Here is a 26,245-nt window from a genome sequence, read left to right on the forward strand (position 1 = left end):
AAAAATATTTTTTAGCTGATCAAAAAAATGAATGCAAAAAGAGCTTCAATATTCCGTCTGAGGAACCCCAGCGCTTTGGTAAGATGATTTTTGACTGTTTTTTCTGACAGAGAAAGTTCTTTAGAAATTTCAGCGGTATTTAATCCTTCGCCCCTGCTCATTTGATACACTTTCCGGCACTGGTCAGGAAGCTGCTCAACCAGCTGATTAACATTATGCGTCAGCTCCCGGTATTCGATGTGCTCCTGGGTGCTGTCATCACTTTCGTCACTTGCAGCAAATACACTGTCCTGTACAGTCCGGAAGCGGGAGAGACTACGCTGATGGTTATAATACTGATATTTAGCACATCTGTAAAGGTAATTCTCCCACGAACCTTTTACTGAAATAGTAGTCCTACGATCCCATATGGAGCAAAAAACCTCCTGCATCATATCGGCTGCAAGGTTTTCATCATGGCATAACGCCTGACAAACCCTTAACAGAAAAGGGGCGTATTGTTTGTAAAGATTTTCGAAATCCCGCTGACTCACAATCGCAGCACGCTGCTCCTGAACGGCTGCTGATATGATATGCGGATCGGACATAGAAGGAAGTGGGAATATTCAGGATCGTAGCGCAAAGTAATATATTTTAAATAGAACAATTACAAATAAGTGTTCAAAATCTTTGTTCGACGAGAATTAAAATTTCATAGCATTCTTATCCATTTACCATCAAGCAATTGATAATGAATGGATAAGAATACCAGAATTCCTCGTTTAACCCAACTTCATTTTTACAGGATCCCACTGAATGACCTTCTTGCTGAAATAACTTTCGTTACATGCCAAAGCCGGCGCAGCAGCTCTGAAACCGAATTCTACGTTTTCAATAACCGGTTTGTTGGTACGGATTGAATCAAAGAAATTGGTAAAATGGTCCAGATGATCATCGTAACCGGCAGGCGCTTTAAACACTATATCTTCCTTTGTTTTTCTTTTCCGCTGCTCCGTAGTCCATTTGGCTTCATAGTCTTTTTTCATCTCCTCTTGCATGCTCTTCTGGAAAGTAAACAGAGAATCATATCCTCCGAAACCTGGTGCTTCTGGAAGCAAGCTATGCTTTACCTTAATGTCATTTCCCATCACATCAATTACTCCTTCTGAACCAACGAGCCTGATTACCTCCTGCCCTCCCGTCCCACTGATAAAATTCACCTGTAGTGTCAACTGGAAAGCGTTATGTTGAGGCGAATCGGGATATTGCATCACTCCGGACATGACATCAGGCAGATTTCGTCCATCCTTCCAATAACTGAACTGCCCCGTGCTGTATATGCTTTCAGGTCCGTTAGAGCCCGTGATAAAATGCGTCCCGCTCAACAGGTGAATGAATAAATCACCTGCTACGCCAGTCCCTACTTCTTTAAATGCACGCCACCAGAAAAATTTCCTGGCATCGAAAGGCATCTTTTCAGTTACTGCTATAAATTTATCCCAATCGGTTGTCGAGGCATCTGCATCTTTGGGAATGGTGTATTCCCACGCACCGATAGAACTTTGCCGGTCGTACACCGCATTGACCATGTTGAGCTTTCCTATTTCGCCCGCCGCCAGTAATTCCTTTGCTTTGGCGTAACCAATACTGCTCACCCGCTGACTCCCCACCTGCAGCACCTTCCCCGACTTTTTTGCCGCAGCAATTACCTGGTGTCCTTCGCTGATTTTATACACCATCGGCTTTTCACAGTATACATGTTTTCCTTTCGCCAGTGCGTCCAGGGTAATACGGGCATGCCACACATCGGTTGTGGCGATGATCACCGCATCAATATCACTACGGTCCAGAAGCTCCTTGTAGTTCCTTGTTGTATAAAGCTGATTACCAAACTTCTCCTTGGCATTCTGAATTCTTCCGGTGTACAAATCACAGATTCCGGCCAGTTCCACGCCAGGGACTTTCAGGGCTGTATCAAGATCAAAATGCCCCTGCACGCCGTAACCAATGACTCCAATCCGGATTTTATCATTTGCCGAACCTGGTCTTTCATAATGCATGATACGCTCCTCTGCTTTTTCACGCGCAGCCAAAGACGAGAGTGGTGACGAGGCTGCTACCAAACCTACAGCTCCGATGCGTTCCAGAAACTGTCTTCTTGAATTCTTGTTATGCTTTTCCATAAGATGACTTTTGCAAAAAAGATTATTGAACTGAGTAACTTACAAATGCGAATTTCTTGCTGTCCGGGCTCCATGAAGGCACATTGATTGTTCCCTGACCGCCATAAAATACGGGTGTCAGATCCTTGATCTCTTTGGTCTGCAGATTCATCAGACGTAGTTTCACATCCTTCCCAAAGAGATGGCTTTGCTTTTGATCCGAGGTATAGGCTATGTATACGATCCATTTATTATCCGGGGAAGGATGCGCAAACCAATTGGAATTGGTATCAAAAGTCAGCTGTTCGGGATTGGATCCATCCGTATGCATGCGCCATATCTGCATGTGCCCTGTGCGGTAGGAATTGAAGTAAATGTATTTTCCATCCGGTGAATAGTCAGGTCCGTCGTCCAGGCCTTCCTCTGTAGTCAGCCGCTTCTCAGTTCCGCCGTCAATACCTATTGTGTAAATATCAAAATTCCCGTTCCGCTCTGCGCAGTAAGCAAGTGTTTTACCATTGGGTGCCCAGCCATGCCAGAACGAGGGTACCTCAGGTGTGATCCTGCGTGGTTCTCCCCCCTCTATCGGTAAAACATAAATGGCCGATTTATATGGCTTTGGAGATGGATCTTTCTTATCATTATGACTGATCACCAGCCACTTGCCGTCCGGCGATATACCGTGGTCATTGTTTGACTGATCCGCAAATCCTGTATTCAGTTGTGCCAGCTTTTTCGATGGCAGATCAAGCGTATAGATTTTACCCTTGCTATTCAAAATCAGATAATTATCCCGATGCCAGTTGGGAGCTTCAAAATGGGTTTTCACCGCCATGACAGTATCTGTTTTACCGCTGTAAATGTCGAGTGTCTGTACATAACTGGTGGTGTCCTTTTTCACCTGAGCCGAGGAATCCAATGCATAAAATACCAAAAGAGCTGCAAGAACCCGCTTGCAACAACCTGAAAGAAAATGCCGGTGTAAAATGGGTTGTCTGATCATGTTTGAGAGATGTTTAAGTGATTGAGCAGAAGCGAATGTAGACACAAACTTTTACATTCTAAAAAAAAGAATATAAATTATTTTATTCCTTAACTAACTTTAAATTATACCATATTGAAGAATTCGAAGTTTTTCAGATTTGATTACATTTGCAGAAGCACGGCTGCGTGTAGCCAACCTTACCGGTAAAAGTGAATAATGAAAAAATCAGCTTACGACCAATACATTCCACATCTTTCGATTGACTGTGTGATTTTTGGTTATGAAAACAAAGAATTGAAAGTCCTGATCTCCAATTACAGATTGGGCGGTGGAAGCTGGTCGTTGCCGGGCGGTTATATCAAAAAGACGGAAAGCGTGGATGCAGCAGCAAGCAGGGTACTGAAGCACCGTACCGGTCTGGAGGATATTTACCTGGAACAGTTCCGCATTTTCGGAGATGAAAACCGGATTGTTAACAGCCCCAACAACGCCCATTTGAGTAATGAGTTAAGGAAACTTGACAGTGACCGGTACAGTGAAGAGGTTATTGAATGGATAACAGGCCGTTTTGTATGTGTTGGTTATTACGCTCTTGTGGACATTAGTAAAGTACAGACACAACCCGGTGAGTTCGACGACTACCTTGAATGGTGCAGTATCAATCACATACCGGCTATGATGCATGATCATAGGGAGATTATCACCTATGCACTGGAGGCACTTCGTGAACGGCTGGATAAAAAACTGATAGGTTTTAAGCTCCTGCCTGAAACTTTTACGATAAAAGAAGTACAGCAGTTGTATGAAACGGTGTACGAGAAATCGTTTCCAATCAACAATTTCCAAAAGAAAATGATGGATCTGAATGTATTGGAAAAACTGCATAAAAAGTACACCGGCGCTTCCAATACCGCACCTTATCTTTATAAATTCAAAAAAGAAAGCGTGGCCTGATCCCAGGTACGGGATCAAAATGACATGAATATTCTGCTCTAACTCACCTATCAATGACTGATCAATTCCGAACCTATCTGCGCCGTTTTGTTGAGCTGAACGATCAGCAGTGGCAGGCGCTTGCAGAGAAAATGGTCGTAAAAACAATCCGTAAAAAGGAGTTTCTGGTAAAGCAAGGGCAGATCTCCAGAGATATTTATTTCATGATCAGCGGTTCCTGCAGGCTCTATTACGAAAAGGACGGAGAGGAAAAAACCACTTATTTCTTTTTTGAGAATAACCTGATCGCTGATTATCTCGGATGTGTAACCGACAATCCCAGCAGTATGTCCATACAAGCCCTGGAAGACTGTGAATTAATTTATTTCAAATATCAGACTTTAACAGATCTATACGAAAGTCACCCGATCTATCAGGTTTTCGGACGGAAACTGGCTGAGTATCTGTTTGCAGGTCTGGATATGCGCCTGGCAGAACTTCTTACACTTACTCCGGAAGAGCGCTATCTCAAATTCATGAATACTGCCATCAAGCGCAAGATCATCGAACGCATCCCTCAGCAATACATCGCCTCCTATTTGGGTATCACACCTGTTTCGCTGAGCCGCATCCGCCGGCGTATTATTTTTTCCTGATTTCTTATCTTAAGTTAACAATTTAAGACTTTTTCCCGCCTGACCTTTGCATCATCATCTAATGTATCAAATCATGAAAACGCTGATCAAAGTCGAAGAAGCAGCCCAGTTTATCGTTACCATTATCTTGTTTAATCAACTACCATTTGCCTGGTGGATATTTCCTGCCTTACTACTATCGCCTGACCTGAGTATGCTCGGGTACGCACTGGGCAACAAAGCAGGAGCTTTTTTCTATAATTTATTCCACCACAAGGCATTAGCGGTAGTTATTGGCCTGGTTGGTTACTGGCTGGTGAGTGATCAATTGCTATTGGCGGGTATCATTCTCTACGCACATTCGAGTATGGATAGAATGCTCGGATATGGCTTAAAACTTAATACTGGTTTTAAATTTACCCATTTGGGGGAAATCGGCAGGTAGCGTTATAAAAATGTGCTGCAATTCTCAATACCAATTTCAGCACATTTTACTTCCATTGGGGACATTACCCGCTAGTGTAGTGAGCACGATAGCCCCATCAGCATCTGCAAAGCCCGTTACCAGGAATTCGGACATGAATTTACCAATCTGTTTTCTTGGAAAATTAATCACCCCAACGATTTGTTTTCCTACCAGCTCTTCGATGGTGTAGTGCGTGGTGATTTGCGCGCTACTCATCCGGATGCCAAATTCTCCAAAATCCACTTTTACTTTATAGGCAGGTTTTCTGGCCTCGGGAAATACGAAAGCTTCCATAATAGTGCCTGCCCTTAACTCTACTTTTTCAAAATCTGCCCAGGAAATCTCTTGCATACTAAGTCTTTCAATTTTTCCCCAAAGTTAGTCGCCGCAATCCATAAGTTACCCATCACTGACTTACTTTTTAACATTTGATCTCCTGAAGGCCATACATATCCGGCATGTCAGCATTTACACTTTAAATGGAGATATCCTTCTTGAAATGAACAATACGTCCTCGCTTTTTATCCAAGGTGACGAACCATAAACATCTCTGCACAAATTTGTTCAGGACCTTTCATCGGGAAAACATCAGTGTCATGATTTTTTTTACCCTCGAACATTAGTGCTACAAATTTGACGATTTGTGTCCACGATTCAGATTCCGGCTCACTTACTTTGCTAAATAAAATTATATTATTTATTAAGTAAATCACAAAACATCATGCTCATTTTCAATTCCCCAGATACCGGCCCCGTGGCGTTTGATCCTACTCTCATTGTTGTGTACAACCAGCAATACCGCATCGTCAGATCAGCACTCAACCATCCAAATTTGTAGAAAAAATGAAAAGAAAATTACTCAGTTTATTACAAGTATTGCTCATTACCGGCCTGATTTCCGGTTACCAGCATGTTTGTGCTCAGGCAGTCAATGCAACTGTCAAGTTAAACAAAGACATTTCCTACCAAAAGATTACCGGTTTCGGCGGATTTGTCAACAGTCCTCAGTTTGGCTACAATCATATTAGCGAAGCTGAGATCCGAAAAATGTGGGGCGCAGGCAGTGAAGCGGGTTACAATATAATGCGTATATACATTCCCGTAGGAGAAACCAATTGGCCGCAGTCTCTTGCCACAGCACAACTTGCACAGTCATTGGGTCTGAAAATCTTCGCATCTCCCTGGTCTATGCCTGCTGAATGGAAAACCTACAACACAATCGCCTCCAGATATACCGATGATGGTGGTGTTGTCAGACCGGTTTATCTCAGAGAAGAGCACTATGCCACCTACGCCAAATACCTGGACGATTTTGTCACTTATATGCGTACCAATGGCGTGGAGTTAGAGGCCATTTCATTGCAAAACGAGCCGGATTACCAGGTCGATTATGCAGGATGTATCTGGACGCCCGCTCAGATGGCTAATTTTATCAAAAACCATGCGGACAAAATCAATTGCAAAATCATTGCCCCTGAGAGTGTCGGTATTACAGACAACTATGCAGCAGCTTTCATGGACCCGGCAGTGCTGGCCAACTTTGATATCTTTGGCGGACATCAATACGGAGCCGTTCAAACAGGACACCTGAATGTGCAGGCACAGGGAAAAGAGGTGTGGATGACTGAGTACCTGATCAATTGGAATGCTGATGGAGGCGCGCGTAACTATGACTGGCAGCGCGACGCATTCGACTTTGCCAACAGGTTGAATGATGCAATGCTGGCCAATATCAATGCATGGGTGCATTATGCCACCAAGCGTTATTACGGGCAAATGGGTGACGGGCAATTTGGCACAGTGGCAGGCGAGATCACCAAACGGGGACATGTCCTTTCGCATTATGCCAAATATGTTACAGGTGCAAAGCGTATTCAAAACATCTGGAACGACAACACAAGTCTCCTGAACGGTTCAAGTTATATTTCTGAAACAGGCAACAAGGTTTTTGTAGTCGTAATTAATTCATCGGCCAACACCTACAATTTATCAGTCGATCTGCCATTCCTTTCCAATTCCGGCAAAGCGGTAACGACTACAAGCTCAACCAGTATGGCTGAAACCAGCATTGCATTTACCACAGAAACAGCCCGCCCGAAGGTAACGATAGCTCCTTCGAGTATTACCACGCTGGTGTTTGACAAAAGTGGCGAGCGCGAGGTTTCTCAGATGAGTAGCGAGCTGATTAACTTTGGAAAAATAGAAAACCAGAATGTCACAAATCCGGCCTTCGGAACGGCATATCAGCTCAGTGGCAAAACAGCAACGATTAAATTTGACCAGCAACTGATCAGCCCCAACAAAACGGCAGATAACGGGTATGTACAGTTAAACAGCAAGTTTAACAAGCTGGTCTTCCGGGTTGAAAATCTCACCTCTACCAACCAGTATTCATCCAGTAACACAACGCTTTATTACGTAAACAGCGCCGGCGCTTTGAGTTCACATAATTATGGAAGCGTTAATTTCAGCAGGCGACAAAACTTCGACTGGGTATTCGATATTTCAGAAAACGTGCTTACGGACGGGTGCAGCGGTATTATCGGAATCAGTAATGGAAATTACAGTTCTATCCTGACATTCAAATTTGCCAATGTTTATTTCTCAGTAGGCAGCGAAAGAGGCTATCGTTTTTCAGGCCCCTACGCCAGTACAGACAGCTATCTCCTGGATGCCATGGACGATAAAAGCTATACTTCCTTCGATTTTGGCAGCGTAACCAATATCGCCGCGCAAACAGACTGGCATACGAGTGCTGTTAACAAAAATGCCGTGTTCTACACCCAGGATGCCGGGCTCAGTGGTAAAACAAATGTTGTCTACGGTGGCATTTGTGCAGACCTGCAACTTAGCGATATGGGAACAGATTTCTATCCGCCAACTGGTTTCACTGCCACCATGGCCTCATACAGCTGCACATTAAACGGCCTGAAAATGTTGGTACTTCCTTTTGAAGCTAATATTCCCGCCGGAGTAAAAGCCTACACGCTTGAATACACAGATCCGGAAATAATGGGAAAGGTGATTATCAGCGGAAAAATACCTGCCAACACACCTGTGCTTGTCAATGGTAATGGAAGCTTCGTATTCCAAGGGTCCGGGCCGGTTGCCGCAACACCGAATTTACGACTAGCTATCACCACTGCCCGCACCATGCAAGTTGGCATTACGGGCGGGGTTTACATAGGCATTCAGGCTCCTGTTGGCAGCTATTACCTGACTACGACTACCGGCACACCGGTATTTAACCGGATTACCAGCGCTTCTCAGCGTAGTGTCAGCCCGTTTGATGCTTACCTGGCACCCGGCCTTGATACAACAGCTTCCAGTTTGGAGCTTACCCTGGATGAAAGTGCACTTCCCGTACGCCTGGGAATGTTCACTGCCAAAGCGATTGAAAACACCGTACGCCTTGATTGGACCACGCACAATGAGACAGGCAACGCAGGCTTTGATATAGAGCGCAGCAGCGATGCGGTCAGATTCACAAAAATCGGGTTTGTGAAAGGGTACGGAAACAGCCAGACTGATAATCATTACAACTGGACTGACACCTCAGTGCTTAACGGTATAAATTACTACCGTTTAAAACAAAATGACCTTGATGGTAAATATGCTTACTCAATTATAAGATCAGTTAAAAATGGACATGCACAGCCTGTTATTATTTACCCTAATCCGGTAAAAAATATCCTGACACTGGACCTGAAAGGTAACAGAACGGAAGGGGCATTATCCATACTGAATGTAATGGGACAAAAGGTGATCCAATCACAATTGATCAGAAGCGAGAAAACTGATATTGATGTTTCCCGATTAAGCCCTGGCATTTACTTTTACAGTATCGGAAACTTCAAAGGCTCATTTGTCAGACAGTAGCTGCATAAGTTTCTCACAAACAAGTTGGGTTTTATTTAATACGCAAAACATCCTTCTACCTGCTCTGATTAATAGCAGGTGGAAGGATGTTTTTTTATTCAATCTGCTCCGAAATCGGATTTATTTGCAGTCCCAAACAACCGCTTCGGGGATTCGACCTATTACATTAAAGTGATCATCGTAGGCTAGCGGCGTATCCAACACAGAACCCGGATACTCAGTTTTGACCGGATTGTTTACGGAGAAAACATTCTGAACCGAAAAATACTCAAAGTTAATAAAATTCAACACCTTGACCGTATTTGGATAATCATCATAATAATATTTGATAGGGAGCCTTGATTGGACTTGTCCATTTATTATGGATTCACTTATTTCATTCGACACATTACCTCTACTATCATATTCGAATGTTCTTTTACCACGCACTCTCAAATCATCGATTTCTCGGTTAAAAGGTACATAGGTAAGCATCTCCACTGGCTTACGAGAATTAGCATATTTAAACTCATGGCGACCTGTCTCAACACGTGCGCTCTGACCGTTGCGAATACCCTCATATCCAAATTTTCGAATGATCGTCACACCATATTCTCCATATTCGTATTCTACTTCCGTCCACGCTTCTCTACCTTCTTTAAAAAGCTCTGTTGGCTCAATCTTAGGCACGACAATCCTTTTAAGCTCTCCATTTTCATACACCAGGGTTCTGTATAATTCGGTAACCTTAGTTGCGCCAAAATAAACCATGTGCCTGTATATTTCTATCATCTGGTTATCGGCATTGTACCTGGCGGAAAATTCGTTCCAAGATGTCAGTTTGCAGTCAGGGGTAAAATATCCAAAATTTTTGGGCTCAGGAGCATTATCCTTTTTACAACCTGCAATAGCAGCACAAATAATAAAAATTGGAATAAAACGAAAACTATATTTATTCAAAATTAATGAGAGATAAGGTTTAAACTGGTTACAAATATATAGATTTATTCAGCTAAGCTATCTGTGAAGTTTGTTATAGCAGATCACCAGTCAGATTCTTTGACCTACATCATAGAAATGACCTCTCGGGATTAGAATCATTTATCGTCAACAAATAACATTTGTCACCGCTATGTAACTTAATTGCAGCAATGAGGTATATGAGCATGACTACCCCTACGCTTCAGGCTTATTCTTACATTTTTTTATTAATCATATATAACGGTAGGCTCACGCAAAAAAAGTCCCCGAAAAGCTATTGCTCCCGGGGACGTAGATGAGATAATTGACCTGATTATCCTACCAAAAATAAACGTACAATAAAATCAACATAATAAATATAACAACAGAACCCCATACAAAGCCTTTATGAGCGCGGAACATAGATGCGTCAACAGTGAGTCCTTTTTTCTCGTCGGGTAGAACATAACTCAGTATAAACATTCCTGCAACGCAAATCACAAAGACCCAACCCATCCGGTCAAGGAACGGAACCTGAGACCAGTCCGCAAAGGGAAGCCAGTTGTTGTGCATACTCAGTGCGATCAGAAAGCCGCCCACGATGGCGAATAGCGCGCCGGCCGAATTGCTGCGTTTCCAGAAAAAGCCCATAATAAACGAAGCGAAAATTCCCGGAGAAAGAAGTCCTGTCATTTGCTGTATAAACTGGAAACCACCCGCTTTATCAATACCCATGTAAGGTGAAACCACGATAGCAAGTATCATGGATATTACAATTACGATGCGGCCAATTGTCACCAGCTGTGCTTCGGTTTTATTCTTGCCGATATACACTTTGAAAATGTCCAGCGTAAAAATGGTAGATATACTATTGGCTTTACCTGCTAGTGACGCTACGATTGCTGCAGTTAGTGCGGCAAAGGAAAGACCTTTCAGTCCGGCAGGTAACAAATTGAGCAAGACAGGATAGGCCTTATCAGCAACGATCACGCCGTTTTCTGTCATTTCCTGCTGAAATAATCCCTGATTATAAAGCGTGTAGGCAGCAATACCTGGCAAAACTACGATCACCGGCATCAGAAGTTTAAGGAAAGCCGCAAACAAAAGTCCGTTACGGGCAGTCTTAAGATCAGCTCCCAGAGCGCGCTGGGTAATATACTGGTTGCAACCCCAGTAGTTCAGGTTTACAATCCACATACCACCAAGCAGCACAGTAAGTCCGGGAAGCTCCATGTAGTGTGTACTATCCTTTTTAAAGATCATGTGGAAGTGGTCAGAATGATTCTCTTTCATCATTTTCAATCCGTTCATCAGACCAGACGTATCAAAGTTATCTGATACCAGATTGATCGCAATGTAGCTGGTCGCAAGACCACCGATGATCAGAAAAAACACCTGTATCACGTCTGTAAAACCGATCACCTTCATACCGCCGATCGTGATTACAATAGAGAATATGGCCAGCCCCCACATGCATAAATCAAAGTCAAGTCCGGATATACCGGATACTGCCAATGCTCCCAGGTAGAGGATTGAGGTTAGATTGACCAGAATATATAAGCCGAGCCAGAATACTGCCATGATCAGACTCACCGTAGGATTGTAACGCTGACTGAGAAACTGAGGCATTGTAAAAATATTGTTTTTCAGATAAATCGGCATGAAGAATAACGCAACGATGACCAGAGTCGCCGCTGCCATCCACTCATAACTGGAAATGGCAAGACCCATTGAAAAGCCATTCCCCGACATACCGATAAACTGCTCAGCCGAAATATTGGATGCAATCAGGGAAGCACCTATCGCCCACCAGGTAAGTGATCCTTCCGCAAGAAAGAAATCTTTGGTGGAAGCGGCTTCACTTTTTTTCCTGTTGTAGATCCAGTAGCCATAGGCAGATACAATAATGAAGTAAATAAAGAAAATGACATAATCCAGAAATTGTAACTGTTTCATTGACAGTATTTTTTTGTTTAAATAAGGTGAAATATGACGTATTGAACTCCTTGATAAAACTGTAAATACGAGATGGGGCAAGACAAATCATCAGATAAGTTTTCCCGGCGAAAGCTCGCCGGGAAATAAACCAGAATTACTCTAACCAATAAGATCTCATTTTACCCCCATTCAAACAGGGGGCTGCACGCTTGATAGCTATACGTCACACGCAAAGTTAAAAGTGCAAATATGTCCGGTGTTAGCAATTTTGTCTGAATTAGGAGCATTTATGTGTAAGTGCGGGTTTTGTTGCGGCTACTTAATGCTACTTTTACCTGATCAGATATACATTTACAGACTTTTTCACATCCTCCAAAGTCTGTTTAGGGGCTTCAAATTCTGCCGGTACCGGTTGGCGGGCAAAGGACTGTAAGTACAGTACCCAGGCATCTCTCCACCAGAGTGCTTCCCTATGCTGCACTTTTAATCTTTGGGCAACATTGGTATACACTTCCGGATCAAGATTTACCTTTGCAAGATCCCATTGCTTTTGCATCCATAACACAGAATCCGCTCCGGCGTACAGACGCGTACAAAGCTCGCCCCATAACGTTTTTCCCGTGCTTAATTTTTTATCCCAACCTACGTAATGAAACCACAAAAGGTACGGCAGAGCAGTTTTATCGGGGTTGTTCCATTGCTTCTGAACCTGCAGTTGGTACTGAGCCAATGCATTACTACCACCTGTGGTTCTGTCAAAACCCAGGCCTGTAGAATCCGCGCGGTGGTAGTACGTAGCTGTCCAGTCCGGACGCGAGCCCCTGCTCTGCCAGGGTTCTGGCGCAAAGTGTACGCCCATCCACGGGCGCGAAAGGCCAAGAGGCGTATTGTAGTCGACATAAATCTCACGTGACCTGAGCAGCATATTCACAACATGCCCCCGCGCTTTTTGATCGCGTGTCAATGTGAGCCGCGTCCATTCGTCTGCGATTTGCTCAGCACTTAACTGATGATCCCAGCTTAGCCTGCCGAATGCATACCAGTTGGCTTGCGCAAGCGGATGGCCTGTCCAGTTTCTGTCACTGCCGGTATTGGCTACTCCGGCCATCAGCGTTTTTGTGTAACCATGCAGACTTCCGTCAATAACCTTCGCAACGGTCGAACCCTGCCCATTCACATAGGTATCTGAATCAAGGCATTCCTTGAATAGCGGAGCTTCATAAACAGCGTGCGCTGCAAATCCCAGGTATTCCTGCGTGATCTGAAATTCCATTCCCAATGGCGTTTTGGGCATATTACCAAACAGTGGCGAAAAAGGCTCGCGCGGCTGAAAATCGATCGGACCATTTTTCACCTGCACGATCACCTTCGGGTCAAACTTACCATCCAGAGGGACAAATTCTTCATAGGCCGCTTTGAACCGGTCCGCATTCGGATCCGCTTTGTACACAAACGCTCGCCAGATCACAATGCCATCATAGGGCTTGAATGCTTCAGCGAGCATATTGGCACCATCCGCATGTGTGCGGCCGTAATCCTGAGGGCCGGGTTCACCTTCCGAGTTAGCCTTCACAAGAAAACCTCCGAAATCAGGAATTTCTTTATAAATCTGAGCCACCTTCTCTGTCCACCACGCCCGGACTTTTGGATCCAGAGGATCAGAAGTGGTCAAACCGCCCAGGGTTTTGGGAGCTGCAAAGTATACAGACAAATAGGTCTTAATCCCATACTTCCGCATTACATTAGCAATCGCAGCTACTTTGACTATGTATTCCTGCGACATAAACCTGGCGCTGGCATTCACATTGTTGAGCACGGTGCCATTAATGCCCAAAGACGCATTGGCACGGGCGTAATCTTCGTAGCGCGGATCAACACGCTCGGGCAATTCATACCATTTCCAAAGAGATGAGCCGGCGTAGCCCCGCTCAATGGTTCCATCCACATTATCCCAATGGTTCAGCATACGGTACTGTACCTTAGGTCTGCTGGCAATGTTAAGATTTTTTAATGGCTGCTGCATCTGCAAACGTCTGAGCAAAGCGAATGCCCCATAAAGCAGGCCGTTTTCAGATTCGGAACTAATGACGATATTACCAGCTGATAACTGAATCTGATACCCTTCGTGGTCCTGTTTATCAGCTGTTTCAGATTTTAGTTTGAAGACGATTCCGCCTGCACGATTACCCGGCGAGCTCACAACAGAAATGCTTTTTCCAAGGAGTTGCTGCATCCCCCGCTGCAACTCCTTGGATGCGCTGCCAATAGTTTCACCATTTGATGACTGCCCGATAAATCCGGAATATTTCAGGTAATCGGCCTTTATAGCCGGAATGGTGACAGGCTCGTATTTTAGCCAAAGCCGGTAGCCATCATCCCCATCAGAGGTTACCGGAGCAGCGGCAAATGACGTCGCAACGATCAGAATAAAATGGGTTAATAATAGTAGGAATTGTTTCATTTCACTTATTCAAAATTTGATTTATGTCTTTAATCTCTCAAAATTCACGATCTATAACAGGTCATGTTATGCGCTTCAAAGCTATTTATTCAGACTTTTGATATGCTCAGCTACATTGAGCATGGTATCAATGTAAATGTCATTTTGCTGTTCTTTCAGATAATGCAGCAACTCACTGTGCGCCTGGCTCGACACATTCAGTGCGTGCTCCCCTCCTACGCCGTGGAAAAGAAAAACCAATAGTTTCCCACTTTTTTGCGCCTCTTTTACCAGGTCAATCATCTGCTGACCAGTTTGTTCCACCATCGAATAACAATCAATGTCCAGCAATTTCTGCTGATCAAACGTATGCATTTCATGACGGACAGATCTGGCAGCCACAAAATCTTCAGAAAGGGATTCTATAAACTCCCCCTCAGCGACTTTCTTGTGGCCGCAAGTAAAAGCGAAGGTACGTTTGTCCCGACCGTCAATGGATTTCAAAAAAGCATTACACATCCTGATCTCATCCTGAATTCTGCCTAAGCTATACTTGCTCAGATCATACTCCGGCTTTACCCAATTCATGCCAGGCCCCGTTGCATCGCAGGGATGATACAAGGTGTGATTGCCAAGTTCATGGCCACCAGCTGCTGCATTTCGCCAGTCTTTAATTCTTGTTCTGGCGGCTTCTGAAGAAGCTGTCAGGTAAAAAGTACCTTTCAGACTTAATGAATCTAAAGCCGGAATTACATTATCCAGATGTACATTCAGCGCGTCGTCGTAAGTGAGCACCACGGCCGCTTTCTTTCCTTTCCAGGGTTTTGATTCATCCAAAACTTCCGCATCAGTTCTGAACGGCGAGGCCGGCAAACCTTCCGAATTATAAAAGTTAATTCCTTGGGGATTGTCCTGCCAGCCATAACGGACATATTTCGGACTTTTCACAGCCTCACTTGCTAATTCAATCTGGTCTTTGCCTGATATCTTTGCTTTTGCCCATACAAACTTTTTGTCGTAATCCGCCACAGCAAACCAGCGTAAATCCTCCCCATCGCCAGACTGTACTCCCTCACCCACATCGCTGAATGTAAGCAGAATTTTATCGCCCAGAATGCTTTGTGACTTAAGCCTGGGGCCGCTATATATTACTTGTTTATCACCGTAGGCCAGGTTTCTGGCAGAAAGTGCCAGTCGTTTGCCTATATCCTTTTTGTTCAAAGGATGTATATCGTTCCATTCCCCCAAATCCAGCGTTACCGTGACCGACGTGTTTTTCAATGTCAATGCCTGGTTTTGTGCCTCTCTGATCACAGCCCAGCTGCTCTCGGCAGGCTTATAATTTATATCCTGAAAGTTAGGTAACTGCACTACCAGAAAAGGCAGGTTTTCGTTTCTCCAAAGACTGCGCCAGTCCTTAATCAGCACCGGCATAAGTTTGTAATACGCATTTGCAGTCATCACATTTGATTCGCCCTGATACCAGATGAAGCCTTTCACTTTGGCTGGCAAGAGTGGCGCAACCATTGCATTGTATAAAGCCGTTGGCTGATTTTGGGCTACCAACGGTGTAGTGGCTAGTTCGCCTGCATTTAAGGATTTATATACCTGACCAACCTTATACTGCCAGGTTCCTTTGAGATTAATTTCCTGATCCTTGGTTGTCATGAAATAGGGTTTATCGGCTACAAAACCGCCTTTTCCTGTCTGATTTGTGACACGTATTACAAACGTGTTCTTACCCTCTTTGAGTAAATCAGCAGGAATTTCGTATCGTCGTGGCGGATATTGATAAGTTGTTCCGCCAATTCTTTTTCCGTTCACATACATTTCGTCTGCATCTACAATACGGCCCATGAAAAGCTTGACTGGCTTTCCTATCCAATTTTGTGGAACCTCAAATTCTTTTCTAAACCATACAACCCCATCCAGGTCTTTAAGCCCCTGATCTTCCCAATAGCCGGGTATATTGAAATTCCGCCATCCTTTTGGCTGATAGCTTTCACTCTCCCAATGTTCCTTTTTCCCATGGTCAAATGCGTCGCTATTTCCAGGAATGATAACAGGCCGAAATGTTCGGGATCTGACGTAACTACTATCCTTGTTCAGGCTGATCACTTTCTGAATATCATCGGAGTTTTTATACCCCTGCTCACTGATCCATGCTTCAATGGGTGTTCCTCCTACTGAGCTGTTGATAATACCGATAGGAACCTTGTATTGGTGATACAAATCTCTGGCGAAAAAATAGGTGACAGCGCCAAAGCTCAATACATCAGCTCCATTGGCTGTTTTCCACTGTGATTCGGGTAAATCCTGCTTCGGCCCATTCAGATCTGCAAGAGTGGGAATGAAAAAATTGCGGATATCCGGGTAATCAGCGGATGCGATATCCTGAGCAAAACGCTCTTTGACTCTTTCCATATTGATAACCATGTTGCTTTGACCGCTGCAAAGCCAGACGTCCCCGAAGGCAATGTTTTTAATCCTGATTTGATTTTTGCCTTTGACAAGCATCTCAAAGCCAACACCTGCCGGTTGGGCTGGCAACTGCATTTCCCACCGCCCGCCGGCGCTTGTAACTGCACTATTACTTTTGTTTTTCAGAGTGACCGTAACCTTCTCTTTCGGATCTGCCCAGCCCCAAATCGTAATGGACTGATCCCGTTGCAGTACCATATCATCAGAAATCAACTGCGGTAAACGGATATCTGCAAACAAATCAGCAGATAAGAAAAACAGCAAAAATGCAAACTTGAAAAATTTCATTAACTGGTGGTTGTAACGTGTATTAAAATTGGTATGGACCTGTGTGAACGCGGTAAAATGGTTGATGTCGCACTTCGACAAGCTGGGTGGCATTTTTATTTACAAGCCACTTCGACAAGCCTGTGTGACAATGCATGACAATCAATTACGATACCTGACACTATTTGCCCGTATTACTTAAAATCAACCACCCCTTTAAAAGCCTTTTTTGGTTTGTAATTCTGATCGAAAAGCAGTGGATAGTCTTTGCGGCCTGCAACCGGGAAATTATCCAGCCAACTCGACTTGTCTGATACATTCCAGAACGTCACACCAGTTACTGTGCCCTTGTATTTTCTGAAGGTATCAAAAAGCATTTTATAATGTGCCGATTGCTTTTGGATCATTTCTTCGGTATAGACACTTTGATCTGTATCCTTTTTCTGTCTGCGCTCATGTTCTTTCGGATAAACGGAAACATCAAGTTCGGTGATCTGCACCTGTAGTCCCAAGCTGGCAAACTGCTCAATTGACTTTTCCAGTTGCTGCTGCGTCGGTTCATAAATAGACCAGTGTCCTTGTAATCCTACACCATGTATCGGGACTTTTTTATCTTTCAGTTTTTTAACCAACTGATAAATCTTTTCCCTCTTTGCAGCACTTTCAGTATTATAATCATTGTAAAACAGTTTTGCAGAAGGATCAATTTCGTGTGCAAATTCAAATGCCTTCTCAATATAATCCTCACCAATAATTTCGTAGAATTTCGATTGGCGATAGATGCTTTTACCCGTATCAGGAACCGCTTCGTTAACCACGTCCCAGGCGTAGATTTTACCTTTATAACGGCTCATCACGTCAGTAATGTGTTGCTTTAAGCGGGCTAACAACTGTTCTCTCGAAACCTGCTTACCTTCTGTATCTGTGAAAAACCACCGTGGCGCCTGGCTGTGCCAACACAGCGTATGCCCCCTGACCATGATTCCATTTTTTTGACCAAACTCCACAATCGCATCCGCATCCTGCCAGTTGTAGCGGTTTTCCTCCGGATGAACAGGTCCCATTTTCATCGCGTTTTCAGGTGTGATGCTGTTGAATTGTTGTTTGATTAACTCCGCTTCGGGTCCGGAAAGATTGCGTGGAGCCACTGCTACCCCAATGGAAAAATAGTCTTTATATACGTCTTTAAGCGTTTTTTGCGCTAAAAGATCGTTTGTAGAGAGTAACGTTACTGAAAAGGCCACACAGCTAATCCAATATTTTATTCCTTTCGACTTTGTCATAAATTACATTGATTGAAATTGAATTATTTGTGACAATAGATTCTATTTGATAGCCTCATTTTATTGTTAATCCATCATAAAGCTTCCAGTTGCCTTACTTTCTTCTTGGTAACAAAGTAACCGCGCGGCGACCGCAAAAACCCAAGGCAAAAAATGCTTCCATACGCCTACCCATCGCACACCCCCGCTTTTTTGCCGAGCCCACGCACTCATCCCGCTAATGGCTAACAGCTAACAGCTCTATTTAAACAGCAGCTGAGAAAACTGAAACAAATCATGTCTCCAAACCGGCCAAGTGTGCCCGCCCGCATATTCGCTGTACGTATATTTCACGCCCAGTTCATCAAACTTCGCACGCATGATTTTGCAATTGTTAAATGCGATATCTTCCTGACCACCCATCGAAATCCACAGATTTTTGATATTGCCGTTTATCTTATCAGAATTGTCTTTCATGAATTCATATTGGGGAGCAGTAAGAGCTGTATTGTTGGCAAACCAGCCTGAGCTGAAAACCCCCAATGAAGAAAACATTTCCGAGTTTCTTATTCCTGCATAAAGCGTCTGCATACCGCCCATGGAAAGTCCTGCCAAAGCCCGGTTTTTCGCATCAGTTTGTACACGGAATGCGCTTTCAACAAACGGAATAGCACCTGATTTCAACTCATTTTCAAAGCTTTTGAGCACACCTTCATTAAATCCTGCGATGCCACCTGCCCCACCCATATTACCATCGAGCATGACGATGACCATCGGCTTTGCCTTCCCTTCTGCAATCAGATTATCAAGAATAAGATTCGTTTTCCCCTGTGTTGCCCAGCCTCGCTGATCTTCACCTCCACCATGCAGCAGATAAAGAACCGGATATTTCTCTGTAGACTGGTCATAGCCGGGAGGCGTGTATACGTACATTTCACGCCATGTGCCTGTAGTTTTGGAGAGGTATTTGCGGATTCGGATATCTCCGTGAGCGACATCTTTCAGCGCATAGTAGCCGCCGTTTCTGTAGGGGATTTCAATTCCACTGGCCATTCTTCCCATTCCATAAAACGTCTCACTGCTTGGATCAGCAAGCGCTACGCCATCAACTATAAGTGAATAATAGTGAAAGCCTTTCCCGATTGAATCAGTTGTTACCATCCAATAGCCGCCGGTGTCTTTTTTCATTTCATATTTTTTGCCAAGATCAATCTGAACTTTCTGAGCTTCCGGCGCTTTCACACGAAACACGACCCGGTTGTCGGGTAGAATCTGCGGGTATTGCGCTGAACGAATATTGGTTTCAGCACGTGTTCCCAGAATGGTGTATTTGGATAATGAGCTATTGTCAACTGGTTTGAAAAGAAACTGCGAGAACATATACAAGCCATTTTTCCAAACTTTGAAGTCATGCACACCCGGCTCAATGTAGTAGATGTGAGGAACCTGATGCTCGAACATGTAATCATGTGTACGTTTGCTGAAAGTAATCAGCCTGTCATTGTCGCCACAGGAGATGAAAAGCAATTTCAACTTCTTTTTGGCTTCCTCTGGATCCGGCATCAGCTCATTGGGAACTTTTGTATTTGGTGCAGAGGAAAATCCGCCTACCCAGGCAAATCGGTCCAGGTTCCCCAACCCGAAATTCAACGACTGCCCGCCTCCCATCGACAGGCCAGCAATAGCACGATGTTCGCGGTCAGTATAGGCTGGATATTTGCTCTCAATAAATGGGATCAGATCGTTGAGAAGATCCTTTTCGAATGTTGCGAAAGCAGCCACTTTATCCTGCGCCATGATATTCCCTGTTGCCCGGTCGTCTTTCATGGCGCGCCCGTTGGGCATGACCACAATCATCGGTTCTATTTTCTTTTCAGCATAGAGATTATCCAGAATAAGCTGCGGATTACCACCCTTCAGCCATTCCTTCTCATCCCCGCCAATGCCATGCAGAAGATACAACACAGGATATTTTTTCTTCTTGCTAAAACCGGGCGGCGTGTACACCAACGCTTTACGCTCGCTTCCCACTGTTTTGGATTGATATTGAATGGTATCAATTTTCCCAGCTGGCGCGTCACTCCGGACAGCATCATAGCCTGTAGGCATTTCTTTTAAGATTTGCTGAGCCGCACCTGATAACGAATGGATTACCAAACAAATCATTAAAAATAAAAATCGTTTCATGATTGAAAAATGTTAGGGATTATCAAATATTCCGTCCTTTATAATGTTAAGGCTCAGCTGTGATACGGACCAGATAGCCATACCGGGAGTTATGACCGGGCCGGGTATCAACAGCTGAGTAATTTTATTTATTTTCCGGCAGGTTGAAACATCGGATCGTTACCACTGTATTTCAAATATTTAAAGGAAGCCGAATTACTGGTCTGCTCACCAGATGATGTGGCATACATACCAAACAGACAGCCGATAAAACCACCTGCCACCTGTGTACTCAGCAGTTTTGCATCCACTTTATCTTGAAGTAACTCCCACTGCGACCCTTTGGAAAAATAAAAGCTGTAGGTATCCCCTTTCGCCTCAATGCGAAGTTTCACCGGCTTGCTGCCATCCGTGAGAGCCTGTTGAGCCAATAGCTCCATACTTTTCTTATCTGCTCCGCTTTTGTAAAGCTGCATAACCGGCTTGCCATTCTCCAACGATTTACCAATGAAATAAAAGTGGGATTCATCCTGAAAAACAGTCAACCCTGCTTTTTCATTCTCAGATTTTGCTGAGAAATCAATCTCGGTATCTGTTGTGCAATACAAATGCTGCTGGCGCTTTCCAATGAAAGAAGGGTTGCCCATTTCCATAATTGTTTCCGGTTTCAGTTTCATGGTTAAACCACGTTTACCGGAAAGCGAGAACGAGCTGCTGTCGATCGTGCGCATAAAGAGAAGCGCCGGATCCAATTTTTTATCGAAAGTGAGGGTATACTGGAAATTTCCAGCTTGTGGAAGCGCATCCTTTTGCTTCTCTTCCTTATAATTCACAGTATACTTATACTTAATTTCCTTACTATCCGGGTTGATAATGGGCCAGTCGTCTTTCCATTCCACTGGTGCTATGAAAGTCTCGCGGCCTGTGTTGTAGAAATTGCCTTCATACGGGCGAACCGCCAAAAAAATGGCATACGTTTTACCGTCGGGTCCGTCGACAAACTGCGCGTGACCGGCCGATGTGATAGGGTCCTCGCGGTCGTCGGGCAATCCCATTTGCGTGAGTATGGGGTTATTTTCGTAAGCTACATAAGGTCCCCAAACTGACTTACTACGGAAAACGACCTCTGTATGATTCACTGAAGTTCCGCCTTCTGCCGCGTACAAATAGTACCAGCCATTTCTTTTCATGATATGAGGTGCTTCAATCCAAACCGGTTTCTTGCTCAGATCGACCCCACCGTTCACCAACTGCTTTTCCTCTCCAATCACTTTCAGACTGACAGGATCAATCTCATACATCCTGATGGTTCTGTGACCAGAATACAGTGGTTTTCTGTCGGGAGCATCGCTGTTGTAGATGATGTAAGCTTTGTTATCATCGTCAAAATAAAGAGACGGATCGATACCCTTCACCTGAGGAACACGTACCGGATCGCTCCACGGACCAGCCGGATTTTTAGCCGTAACTATGAAATTTCCTTCATGATCAATATCTGTACAGGTAACATAAAAGGTTCCGTTGTGGTAGCTGATTGCGGGAGCAAACAAACCTCTTGTCAGCTTTTCACCCATAAAATCCATCTGAGTAGCACGGTCAATCACATTACCGATCTGCTTCCAGTTTTTGAGATCCTTACTATGAAAAACAGGTATACCGGGAAAGTAAGAGAACGTAGAATTGACAAGGTAATAGTCTGTTCCAACCTGCACCACGCTTGGATCCGGATAGAAACCGGTTAAGATTGGATTTACTATCGTGGTGGTTTGAGCCACCGAAGCATTCGCAAAGAACACGGATGCGATCAGGATTGTGGAGATAATTTTTTTAATCATTATATTCATATTTTTCGACAAGCGGACCCAACAAGTTATTGTCCTGCAAATACATAAGACTTACCCGCCTGAGTGGGCACATCATAAAGTAAGGTAGGTTTGAGATTTGTTTCTGTAAGTTTTGCCTTAGGCGAAACCACGACATCCGCTACTTCCACACTACGGTAGAACTCATTGAGATTTTCTCCGGATGCTTTTTGCATTGGTTTTCCATTCACAGATTTGAGTGCATTGGGCAAACGAAGGCGAAGATTTCCACCCAGCCTGGATTTCACTTCAAGCGTTGTGAGTTTTCCTTCGCTCCATTTCATATTCACCACCTCAAACCCGCCCTGAGCCAGCAATCCGCCAATGCTTCCTGCCGGCCACACGTCTGGAAGAGCCGGGAGTAGATGGACCGCTCCATCGGCACTTTGCATAAGCATTTCCGTAATACCGGAAGTACAGCCAAAGTTGCCATCAATCTGAAACGGAGGATGCGCGTCAAAAAGATTGTTGTAGGTGCCTCCTCCTTCTTTCGATGTTCCTAACGGAGAAAGCTGATTTTTAATCAATGTGAAAGCATGGTTTCCGTCCTGTAATCTCGCCCACCAGTTCACCTTCCATCCCATACTCCATCCGGTCGAAACATCACCCCGATGCATTAGTGTGGTTCTGGCAGCAGAAAAAAGTTCTGGTGTCCGGTACGCAGATATCTGATCCGACGGAAACAATCCATACAAGTGGGAAACATGGCGGTGATGGTCGTTGGGATCGTCCACGTCGTCGAGCCACTCCTGCAATTGGCCATGCTGCCCAATATGCATGGGTGGTAAACGCTTTCTGATCTGCCTGAGTGTATCTGCAAATGCTGCATCTCTTTTCAATATTTCAGCAGCACGGATTGTGCTGGTTAAAACATCAAATGCAATCTGGTTGTCCATTGTTGTACCAGCATCCAGCGATGATCCCTCATGAGCAGCCGGCGCGTTTTCCGGTGAACTCCCCGGATTGACAACCAACCATTTGTATTTCGGATGTTCAATTAAAAAGTCAGCATAGAAAGTAGCGGCACCTTTCAAAATCGGATATACTTTGGCCAGATAGGCCTTATCTCCCTGGTAGAGGTAGCGATGCCACAAATGCTGGCTGGTCCAGCCACCTCCTGCAATCCACATTCCCCAGAATGCTCCATCAATTGCTCCGGTTGCCCGCCAGATATCTGTATTGTGGTGTGCCATCCAGCCCCTGGCTCCGTACATGGTCCTGGCAGTTCCCTTACCGGTGTGGGCCAGTTCTTCTACCATTTTAAAAAACGGCTCATGTAACTCGCTCAGGTTGGCGCGCTCTGCAGGCCAGTAATTCATTTGGGCATTGATATTAATGGTGTACTTACTATCCCAGGGCGGTCTCATTTTATTATTCCAAATACCCTGTAAATTGGCAGGCTGTCCGCCAGGCTGCGAACTGGAAATCAGCAGGTAACGACCGTATTGATAGTAAAGCGTTACAAGTTCAGGATCATTCACATTCCGGAAGTTTTTAAGCCTTTCGTCAGTAGGCAATTTCCCCTGGTCGGTTTTACCTAAATCGAACTTCACCCTATTAAAGTACTTCTGATAGGCAGCTATATGAGGATTGAGGATAGCGCTATATGGCTTGGCGGATGCCTTATTCAGATACGATAGAGCAAGTGCGTTTTCATCACCGCTTACATCGTTGTAGTTTTTAAAGTTTGTAGCAATGGAAATATAAATAGTGGCTGCATTGGCTCCTTTGACATTCAATGAAGTATCGCTTGCGGATAGGATTCCACCTTCGGTTTTGATGCGTGCAATTCCTTTAAACCTAACAGCACTTTTAACGCCTTCATGATCCGAGCTGTTTCCTGAAATAGTCAAATCCTTCGCGGATGTAATCTTTACTTCCTTCCTTGTATGCTGTGAAGCAAACGAAGCATCAAAAGACAGACTGCCAGGTTTGTCTGCGGTCAGTCTGATCACAATAACTCTGTCGGGAAAAGATGCCAGCACCTCTCTGGTATACGTTATGCCGTTCACCTGATAAGTGGTTTTAGCCAGTGCCCGCTCGATATCCAGTTCGCGGTAATAATTGGTAAAATTATCGTGTCCTGAAAAATTCAACCGTAGCTCTCCCAAAGGCTGAAACATCTGTCCATGCGACTTCTTTGTAATGATAGCTTTGTTGGCCAGCTTCTCAGCTTCCTTCTGCTTTCCATCGAAAATCAACTGGCGAATTTCGGGCAAAGCTGCCAATGCATCAGGATTATCATTTCTATTGGGTCCACCCGACCAAAGTGTGTGCTCATTGAGTTGAACAATTTCATCGACAACGTTTCCATAGACCATCCCTCCCAGCCTTCCGTTCCCAACTGGAAGCGCATTTTCCCAGGTTTTACCGGAGGGTTGGTTATACCACAGTTTCTGTACCCGGTTGTTTTGACCATAAACAAACGCCGGACACGTCAACAGAAAAAACAAAACGGAGCGTCGTATATAGATTGCGAACATATTTAAACAGATTGATCTGGACTTTGACACTATTCCCGCTGGCAACTGATTTGTAAAACCCGCTCCCACGGTAGGGAAGTCGGGTTTTTCTCATCAATATGCATGTATCGTGTATCGGTTGTCAGACAGGGGCAAGGTGATTGGATATGGTTATCAGGGAGTAATCGTTTTGATACTTCCTTTTTCGTCGCGCTGTAACTCTCTCACCTTTACATTGCGAAGGTGGGTTTTACCTGAAAGCTCTGAATCGTGGTAGTACAGATACCATTTGCCTTTGAATTCAACGATAGAGTGATGGGTTGTCCAACCTTCAACCGGATTCATGATTACCCCTTTGTAGGTAAAAGGTCCGTATGGCGAACTTCCTTCGGCATAACACAGCAAATGTGTATCGCCTGTCGAGTAAGAAAAATAGTACTTACCGTTATACTTATGCACCCACGCGCCTTCGAAAAATCTGCGGCTATTGTCACCAGCCAGTAAAGGGTTTCCGTTTTCATCCAGAATCTGTACATCGCGTAACGGCTCATCAAAAGTCAGCATGTCGCCACTCATCCTGGCTACTTTGGCGCTTAGAGCAGGTTCATTTTCATGGCCTTTCCCAAGATCCATCATCAGCGTTTTGTCATAAGTCCCCGTATGCCAGCGCTGCAATTGTCCGCCCCAGATCCCTCCCAGATACATGTAAGATTTACCGTCAGTGTCAGTAAATACAGCTGGATCTATGCTGTAACTTCCCGGTATGGGTTTGTCCTCAGCTTTAAAAGGACCTGCCGGCGATTTGCTGGTAGCAACCCCGATCCGGAATACGCCATCTTTATCCTTGGCAGGAAAATAAAGGTAATAGGTACCATTTTTGTAAGCTGCATCCGGAGCCCACATCTGCTTTTCGGCCCAGGGCACATCCTTAACATCAAGCGCCATGCCATGGTCTGTTACTTTGCCACCGATTTTATCCATGGAATATACATGGTAATCGCGCATCTGAAAGTGTCCGCCTTCATCATCCTGGGGGACATCGGCCTCTACATCATGAGAGGGATAGATATATATTTTTCCGTTAAAGACGTGTGCAGATGGATCTGCTGTATAAAGGTCCTTAACTAATGGCTGAATTTGGGATGGTGTTTGCTGGCCATAAACGCTTCCAATTCCGGCTGCAAATACAAAAATGAGTTTGTTGAAAGAAATCATATTCAATTTAAAAGCTAAGTTATGTTGGTAATCAAATGAGTAAGTCAACGAATACTGAATCTACTCTCCAACCATCTGACATCTGAATCTCAATAAATTTGAAGCAAAACCCGGATGTAAGTAACTAATGGTTAATCACTTACATCCGCATTCACTTTGCAGTCAACCGATTAT

17 protein-coding genes are annotated in these 26,245 nt (G+C 44.4%); 4 read left to right on the forward strand and 13 right to left on the reverse strand.

Features of this window, described 5'->3' with window-relative positions; all coding sequences use genetic code 11:
* Positions 1–11: 11 nt before the first annotated feature.
* The 3 genes from DSL64_RS01385 to DSL64_RS01395 form a co-directional block, all read right to left on the reverse strand.
* A complete protein-coding gene (locus tag DSL64_RS01385; protein WP_115828842.1) occupies positions 12–587 on the reverse strand; it encodes an RNA polymerase sigma factor in 576 nt (191 codons plus the stop codon).
* A 174-nt stretch (positions 588–761) separates the two neighbouring features.
* Positions 762–2,162 (reverse strand): Gfo/Idh/MocA family protein, encoded by a 1,401-nt coding sequence (locus DSL64_RS01390; RefSeq protein WP_115828843.1) that lies wholly within the window; start codon positions 2,160–2,162, stop codon positions 762–764.
* 22 nt (positions 2,163–2,184) lie between these two features.
* A complete protein-coding gene (locus DSL64_RS01395) occupies positions 2,185–3,144 on the reverse strand; it encodes a TolB family protein (protein WP_115828844.1) in 960 nt (319 codons plus the stop codon).
* Between the two features lie 198 nt (positions 3,145–3,342).
* Between DSL64_RS01395 and DSL64_RS01400 the strand changes: the two genes are divergently transcribed.
* The 3 genes from DSL64_RS01400 to DSL64_RS01410 all read left to right on the forward strand — a co-directional run bounded on the left by DSL64_RS01400 (position 3,343) and on the right by DSL64_RS01410 (position 5,139).
* A complete protein-coding gene (locus tag DSL64_RS01400; RefSeq protein WP_115828845.1) occupies positions 3,343–4,080 on the forward strand; it encodes an NUDIX hydrolase in 738 nt (245 codons plus the stop codon).
* A 53-nt stretch (positions 4,081–4,133) separates the two neighbouring features.
* Complete coding sequence (locus DSL64_RS01405) at positions 4,134–4,715, forward strand: Crp/Fnr family transcriptional regulator (RefSeq protein ID WP_115828846.1); 582 nt, start codon at positions 4,134–4,136, stop codon at positions 4,713–4,715.
* 73 nt (positions 4,716–4,788) lie between these two features.
* Positions 4,789–5,139: a DUF4260 domain-containing protein gene (locus DSL64_RS01410; protein ID WP_115829139.1), complete on the forward strand. Its 351-nt coding sequence runs from the start codon at positions 4,789–4,791 to the stop codon at positions 5,137–5,139.
* Positions 5,140–5,175: 36 nt separating this feature from the next.
* On the opposite strand, the gene DSL64_RS01415 is transcribed toward DSL64_RS01410, so the two are convergent.
* Positions 5,176–5,511 carry a tRNA-binding protein gene (locus DSL64_RS01415; protein WP_115828847.1) on the reverse strand — a complete coding sequence of 112 codons (336 nt, stop codon included), beginning with the start codon at positions 5,509–5,511 and terminating at the stop codon, positions 5,176–5,178.
* A gap of 492 nt (positions 5,512–6,003) precedes the next feature.
* Here DSL64_RS01415 and DSL64_RS01425 point away from each other — a divergent pair, with 492 nt between their 5' ends.
* Positions 6,004–9,039: a T9SS type A sorting domain-containing protein gene (locus DSL64_RS01425; protein WP_115828849.1), complete on the forward strand. Its 3,036-nt coding sequence runs from the start codon at positions 6,004–6,006 to the stop codon at positions 9,037–9,039.
* Between the two features lie 120 nt (positions 9,040–9,159).
* On the opposite strand, the gene DSL64_RS01430 is transcribed toward DSL64_RS01425, so the two are convergent.
* The 9 genes from DSL64_RS01430 to DSL64_RS01470 form a co-directional block, all read right to left on the reverse strand.
* Positions 9,160–9,978 (reverse strand): hypothetical protein, encoded by an 819-nt coding sequence (locus DSL64_RS01430; protein WP_115828850.1) that lies wholly within the window; start codon positions 9,976–9,978, stop codon positions 9,160–9,162.
* Between the two features lie 339 nt (positions 9,979–10,317).
* Positions 10,318–11,934, reverse strand: coding sequence for a sodium:solute symporter family transporter (locus tag DSL64_RS01435; protein WP_115828851.1), 1,617 nt, complete (start codon positions 11,932–11,934; stop codon positions 10,318–10,320).
* Positions 11,935–12,247: 313 nt separating this feature from the next.
* Positions 12,248–14,377 carry an alpha-glucuronidase family glycosyl hydrolase gene (locus DSL64_RS01440; protein ID WP_115828852.1) on the reverse strand — a complete coding sequence of 710 codons (2,130 nt, stop codon included), beginning with the start codon at positions 14,375–14,377 and terminating at the stop codon, positions 12,248–12,250.
* An 81-nt stretch (positions 14,378–14,458) separates the two neighbouring features.
* Positions 14,459–17,125 carry a sialate O-acetylesterase gene (locus DSL64_RS01445; RefSeq protein ID WP_115828853.1) on the reverse strand — a complete coding sequence of 889 codons (2,667 nt, stop codon included), beginning with the start codon at positions 17,123–17,125 and terminating at the stop codon, positions 14,459–14,461.
* A 173-nt stretch (positions 17,126–17,298) separates the two neighbouring features.
* Positions 17,299–18,387 carry an endo-1,4-beta-xylanase gene (locus DSL64_RS01450; RefSeq protein WP_115828854.1) on the reverse strand — a complete coding sequence of 363 codons (1,089 nt, stop codon included), beginning with the start codon at positions 18,385–18,387 and terminating at the stop codon, positions 17,299–17,301.
* Positions 18,388–18,627: 240 nt separating this feature from the next.
* Positions 18,628–20,553 carry an alpha/beta hydrolase-fold protein gene (locus DSL64_RS01455; RefSeq protein WP_115828855.1) on the reverse strand — a complete coding sequence of 642 codons (1,926 nt, stop codon included), beginning with the start codon at positions 20,551–20,553 and terminating at the stop codon, positions 18,628–18,630.
* 128 nt (positions 20,554–20,681) lie between these two features.
* Complete coding sequence (locus tag DSL64_RS01460; protein WP_115829140.1) at positions 20,682–22,367, reverse strand: glycoside hydrolase family 43 protein; 1,686 nt, start codon at positions 22,365–22,367, stop codon at positions 20,682–20,684.
* Between the two features lie 35 nt (positions 22,368–22,402).
* On the reverse strand, positions 22,403–24,877 hold the full coding sequence (locus DSL64_RS01465; RefSeq protein WP_115828856.1) for a glycoside hydrolase family 95 protein: 2,475 nt from the start codon (positions 24,875–24,877) through the stop codon (positions 22,403–22,405).
* A 153-nt stretch (positions 24,878–25,030) separates the two neighbouring features.
* On the reverse strand, positions 25,031–26,071 hold the full coding sequence (locus DSL64_RS01470) for a glycoside hydrolase family 43 protein (RefSeq protein ID WP_115828857.1): 1,041 nt from the start codon (positions 26,069–26,071) through the stop codon (positions 25,031–25,033).
* Positions 26,072–26,245: the final 174 nt, after the last annotated feature.

Source organism: Dyadobacter luteus, assembly GCF_003383615.1.
GTDB classification, from domain to species: domain Bacteria; phylum Bacteroidota; class Bacteroidia; order Cytophagales; family Spirosomataceae; genus Dyadobacter; species Dyadobacter luteus.

Excerpts from the sequence above, each read along its gene's own strand:
- DSL64_RS01400 (WP_115828845.1), top strand. The coding sequence starts at position 3,343 with ATGAAAAAATCAGCTTACGACCAATACATTCCACATCTTTCGATTGAC.
- DSL64_RS01395 (WP_115828844.1), bottom strand. The coding sequence starts at position 3,144 with ATGATCAGACAACCCATTTTACACCGGCATTTTCTTTCAGGTTGTTGC.
- DSL64_RS01445 (WP_115828853.1), bottom strand. The coding sequence starts at position 17,125 with ATGAAATTTTTCAAGTTTGCATTTTTGCTGTTTTTCTTATCTGCTGAT.
- DSL64_RS01460 (WP_115829140.1), bottom strand. The coding sequence starts at position 22,367 with ATGATTAAAAAAATTATCTCCACAATCCTGATCGCATCCGTGTTCTTT.
- DSL64_RS01425 (WP_115828849.1), top strand. The coding sequence starts at position 6,004 with ATGAAAAGAAAATTACTCAGTTTATTACAAGTATTGCTCATTACCGGC.
- DSL64_RS01470 (WP_115828857.1), bottom strand. The coding sequence starts at position 26,071 with ATGATTTCTTTCAACAAACTCATTTTTGTATTTGCAGCCGGAATTGGA.
- DSL64_RS01410 (WP_115829139.1), top strand. The coding sequence starts at position 4,789 with ATGAAAACGCTGATCAAAGTCGAAGAAGCAGCCCAGTTTATCGTTACC.
- DSL64_RS01440 (WP_115828852.1), bottom strand. The coding sequence starts at position 14,377 with ATGAAACAATTCCTACTATTATTAACCCATTTTATTCTGATCGTTGCG.
- DSL64_RS01435 (WP_115828851.1), bottom strand. The coding sequence starts at position 11,934 with ATGAAACAGTTACAATTTCTGGATTATGTCATTTTCTTTATTTACTTC.
- DSL64_RS01450 (WP_115828854.1), bottom strand. The coding sequence starts at position 18,387 with ATGACAAAGTCGAAAGGAATAAAATATTGGATTAGCTGTGTGGCCTTT.
- DSL64_RS01385 (WP_115828842.1), bottom strand. The coding sequence starts at position 587 with ATGTCCGATCCGCATATCATATCAGCAGCCGTTCAGGAGCAGCGTGCT.
- DSL64_RS01415 (WP_115828847.1), bottom strand. The coding sequence starts at position 5,511 with ATGCAAGAGATTTCCTGGGCAGATTTTGAAAAAGTAGAGTTAAGGGCA.
- DSL64_RS01465 (WP_115828856.1), bottom strand. The coding sequence starts at position 24,877 with ATGTTCGCAATCTATATACGACGCTCCGTTTTGTTTTTTCTGTTGACG.
- DSL64_RS01390 (WP_115828843.1), bottom strand. The coding sequence starts at position 2,162 with ATGGAAAAGCATAACAAGAATTCAAGAAGACAGTTTCTGGAACGCATC.
- DSL64_RS01455 (WP_115828855.1), bottom strand. The coding sequence starts at position 20,553 with ATGAAACGATTTTTATTTTTAATGATTTGTTTGGTAATCCATTCGTTA.
- DSL64_RS01405 (WP_115828846.1), top strand. The coding sequence starts at position 4,134 with ATGACTGATCAATTCCGAACCTATCTGCGCCGTTTTGTTGAGCTGAAC.